Consider the following 3,931-nt stretch of genomic DNA (forward strand, 5'->3'; position numbering starts at 1 on the left):
CAGGGTTAAATGTAGAGTTTAAATGGTTTGATTATTCCGCGTCGCTTTCGGCTTTTTCGGCAAATCAGCTCGACGCTGTTTTGGTCACCAATGGCGATAACTTGGTAACAGCTTCGGGTGGTACGCAAGGCATGATGATTTTGGCAACGGATTATTCTGCGGGCAATGATGTCATTATTGCAAAAGAGGGCATTAATACCATTCAAGACTTAAAAGGAAAATCGATCGGTGTCGAAAAAGGCTTGGTTGACCATCTTTTATTGGCAACAGCTTTAACCGACCATAACATTAAAGCGAATGAGGTGAAGCTGGTAAATTCAGCGACGAACCAATTACCTCAAGTGTTTAATAGCCCAGATATTTCCGCGATTGCTGTTTGGCAACCCGTTGCAGGTCAGGCATTAAAAGCAGTGGCAGGCTCTAAAATTATCTATACCTCTAAAGACAAGCCGGGTTTAATTTACGACACCTTAACAGTCAACATGAGTCATTTAACAGCTCATCAAGACGAATGGAAAAAAATCATTCAAGTGTGGGATAAAACAGTTAAATATATTAATGACCCTGCAACCCATGCCGATGCGGTTAAAATTATGGCAAACCGTTCAGGGGTTGATCCAAAGCAATATGAGTTGATGGTCAGCGGTACGCATCTATTAGATATCAATGCCAATAAAAAAGTATTTACTAAATCTCAAGGCTTTGACTCGATTTATGGCTCTAGCTATCACGTCAATAAATTTAACGTCGAAAACGGTATTTATAAAACCGAACAAAATGTAGATGGGCTGATTTATCCAACACTCATAGAGCAGCTCAAATAAGCTCCATAAAGCAAAAAGCCCAAGTTGAACTTGGGCTTTTTAATGTCTTACTTATTTTTCTGTACTGACCTGAGTCATACGCGGTATTTTTGGTAAGTTTTGCAACGCAGGGTCAAGCTCGTCTTCTTCAGCATGTACCAGATAATCTACCCGTGAACGGAGCTGTTTAAACTCAGGTGTGCTCATTAAATCGAGTGAGCGTGGGCGAGGTAAATTAACTTCAATAATTTCCTTAATTTCACCCGGGTTGGCTTTGAGTGCCACAATTCGGTCTGCCAGCAAAATGGCTTCATCCATGTCATGGGTCACAAAAATAATGGTGATATCAATGTTTTGCCATAAATCCATTAAGTGCTTTTGCATTTTTTGACGAGTGTGTGGGTCGAGCGCACCAAAAGGCTCATCCATGAGTAATATTTTAGGTTGATTAACCAAAGCTCTAGCAATCGCAACGCGCTGTTTCATGCCACCAGAAAGTTGGTGTGGATACTGATTTTCATATTTTTCTAAACCAATAATATTGATCCATTCGCGTGCTTGCGCCTCTGCTGTCATTTGACTAGCGCCGCGCATTTGCGGGCCAAACATCACGTTTTCTTTTACAGTTTTCCACGGGAAAAGGGTATAGCCCTGAAACACCATGCCGCGTTCAGGACATGGCCCCGTAATGCATTCGCCGTCTACTAAAACTTCTCCACTATGGTATGGATCTAAACCTGCAATAACACGGCTTAGCGTCGATTTACCGCAACCAGAAGGGCCAATCACACAAATAAATTCTCTTTTATGAATTTTTAAATCGAGCTTATTTAAAACAGTACGTTCAGTTTGACCATGTTTAAAAACTTGGCTCAGTTGTTTAGCTTCTAAAATCACAGGACGTTCATAAATTTTTTGAAAGTATTCATGCGCGTTAAATGTTGAATCGTTCATTATTTTGCTCCTACTTTCCAAGTGAATATCCGCTCACCTAATTTCATTAATGCCCAATCACAGACCAGCCCAATCACGCCAATAATCAAAATAGCCGCATAGACGTTGTCAAAGTTTTGATAGCGAGCCTGTTGGGTGATAAACCATGTAATACCCGAGGTCGTACCAATCAACTCCGAAACAATTAAATAAGTCCAAGCCCAGCCCAATAGCACACGTAAGTCACGGTAAATATCAGGTAAGGCAGCAGGAATCACCACATGAAATAAACTTTTGAGCTTATTGGTGCCAAGCGTATAGCCAGCTTCAATTAAGCTTCGATCAACCATTCGTGTGGTATTGGCAATAATGAGAATTTGCTGAAAGAGCGTACCAATCACAATAATCGCAATTTTAGGTGCGTCATTAATCCCTAAAATTGCCACTGCAAGCGCACCAAATGCAGGAGCGGGTAAGTAACGGAAAAACTCGACAAACGGTTCTGTTAAGAGGGATATCCGCTTAGAAAAACCACACAAAATACCCAGTGGAATCCCAATTAAGGAAGAGATAAAAAAAGCTGAAAATACTAGTTTAATACTGTGCCATAAACTTTGATGAAACCATGGCGAATCAGGTTGTTCAGGTGGTGTGGTAAATGCGGTGACCAAAGCCTTAGCGACTTCATGGGGAGCGGGTAAATAAATTGGATTGACTAAAATACCTTGTGGTGGTGCAGAATCTCGATTGACTGCATTTTGTGCTTCGAGATAGAACACATTTTTATCAACGCGACTTCCTACTTGTAAGTAAGGAACACTGCCTGAACTTGTGATTTGTACTTGAGGATGCCAAACAAAAGGTAAGTAACTGATTGCGCACCAAAGACATATTGGAATAACGAAAGAACAAATACTGAGAATCAGCTTGTTCTTTTGCGTAAATTCCTTTGCAACATAACCCATATCGAGAGCTCCCCATTTTGATCAGTATTACGATTTTCATAAAACGTAATATTGTTAAGCAAAATAGGTGCCATCTTTAAGTGCTCTAGATGACTTAAGACGAGGGAACTAAAGTTTCATGTAAATAAATCCAATAACATTTTTCGTCTTCTACTTTGATGCAGGCTGTGGAAGTCCGTACTGTTTCGGTTTCATCAGTTTGCTGATGTTCCTGATATTGCACCCAACAGTAATTTTCAAATTCGTATAAGGCTGTGCTTTTAAGAATAGTGATTTTTAAAGAGGGCTTTTTTCCAATATTTTGACTAAATAAGTTTTTAACTTCGGCTAAACCAATACTCTGACCTTGAACCGTAACCATCTTAAAATTTTGATTAAAACTGTTTAAAAGTGGTGTGAGACTTTGTTCTGCATTTTGACCTGTAAAAACATTTTCGATCAAAACATGTAAGTCAATGACACTTTGAATGGCCTGATCCATTTGTTTAGACATGGATTTTCTCCTTTAAAATTTTACCTTTATTTTAGATAAACTAAAAAGTATGTAAGTTAGGGGAAGATAAGCTAATTTATATAAATTAGACAATTCTGTCTGTTTTTTATAAAATATCGATGAATATGACTCAGTTTTTATAATAATGATGTCCCATAAAATATTTCAAATTTTAGATAGTTTAGGATTAGTCGCACAGAATCGCGTTCTTCATGTGCAATTTTCCAACGCATCATTAAACAATCAAGTCTTTTTACAACGTATTGAAGGCGAACATACGCTTAATCAGGGCAGCGTTGCTGAGTTATTGTGTCTGTCGACAAACGCGCATATTGCATTAAAACAGTTTATTGGTTGTCAGGTTGCCATCGATCAGGTCACCGATACAGGCCAGTTTTTTAGAACGACAGGTATTATTACCGAAGCCAGCCAAGGGCAAAGCGACGGCTCACTCACTATTTATAACCTCACCTTAAAAGACCCAACTGCACTCTGGCATAAACGCCGTAATAGCCGCGTGTTTATGAATAAAAGCGTGCGCGATATTAGTGAAATTCTATTTAAGGAATGGCAGGGAAAAAGCCCGTTATTTGCCTCAAGCATAACGCTCGATACATCTGGCTTAACTAAAGACTACGATGTGCGTCCATTTGTGATGCAGTCAAACGAAAGCGATTATGACTTTTTAACCCGTTTGTGGCGTAGTGAAGGTATTAACTGGCTGGTCGATGAGTCAC

The 3,931-nt window shown here is 39.4% G+C and carries 5 protein-coding genes; 2 read left to right on the forward strand and 3 right to left on the reverse strand.

Features of this window, described 5'->3' with window-relative positions; all coding sequences use genetic code 11:
- The coding region (locus tag C1642_RS13565) for an ABC transporter substrate-binding protein (protein WP_228153885.1) at positions 1-824 on the forward strand (824 nt) is incomplete at its 5' end.
- A 51-nt stretch (positions 825-875) separates the two neighbouring features.
- Here C1642_RS13565 and C1642_RS13570 read toward each other — a convergent pair.
- From C1642_RS13570 to C1642_RS13580, 3 genes are all read right to left on the reverse strand, one after another.
- The gene (locus tag C1642_RS13570) at positions 876-1,757 is read right to left on the reverse strand and encodes an ABC transporter ATP-binding protein (protein WP_001000094.1); all 882 of its coding nucleotides are present in this window, start codon (positions 1,755-1,757) and stop codon (positions 876-878) included.
- Positions 1,757-2,701, reverse strand: a complete 945-nt coding sequence (locus C1642_RS13575; RefSeq protein ID WP_103236446.1) for an ABC transporter permease — start codon at positions 2,699-2,701, stop codon at positions 1,757-1,759. The genes C1642_RS13570 and C1642_RS13575 overlap by 1 nt, the downstream gene beginning before the upstream one ends.
- A gap of 94 nt (positions 2,702-2,795) precedes the next feature.
- Positions 2,796-3,194, reverse strand: a complete 399-nt coding sequence (locus C1642_RS13580; protein ID WP_000043353.1) for a hypothetical protein — start codon at positions 3,192-3,194, stop codon at positions 2,796-2,798.
- 145 nt (positions 3,195-3,339) lie between these two features.
- Here C1642_RS13580 and C1642_RS13585 point away from each other — a divergent pair.
- The coding region (locus C1642_RS13585; protein WP_228153886.1) for a phage late control D family protein at positions 3,340-3,931 on the forward strand (592 nt) is incomplete at its 3' end.

The sequence above is a fragment of the Acinetobacter sp. AKBS16 genome (genome assembly GCF_002899995.1).
Lineage (GTDB): Bacteria > Pseudomonadota > Gammaproteobacteria > Pseudomonadales > Moraxellaceae > Acinetobacter > Acinetobacter baumannii.

What these genes read in the sequence shown, in the direction of transcription:
- C1642_RS13570 (WP_001000094.1), bottom strand. Translation starts at nt 1,757, where the DNA reads ATGAACGATTCAACATTTAACGCGCATGAATACTTTCAAAAAATTTAT.
- C1642_RS13575 (WP_103236446.1), bottom strand. Translation starts at nt 2,701, where the DNA reads ATGGGTTATGTTGCAAAGGAATTTACGCAAAAGAACAAGCTGATTCTC.
- C1642_RS13580 (WP_000043353.1), bottom strand. Translation starts at nt 3,194, where the DNA reads ATGTCTAAACAAATGGATCAGGCCATTCAAAGTGTCATTGACTTACAT.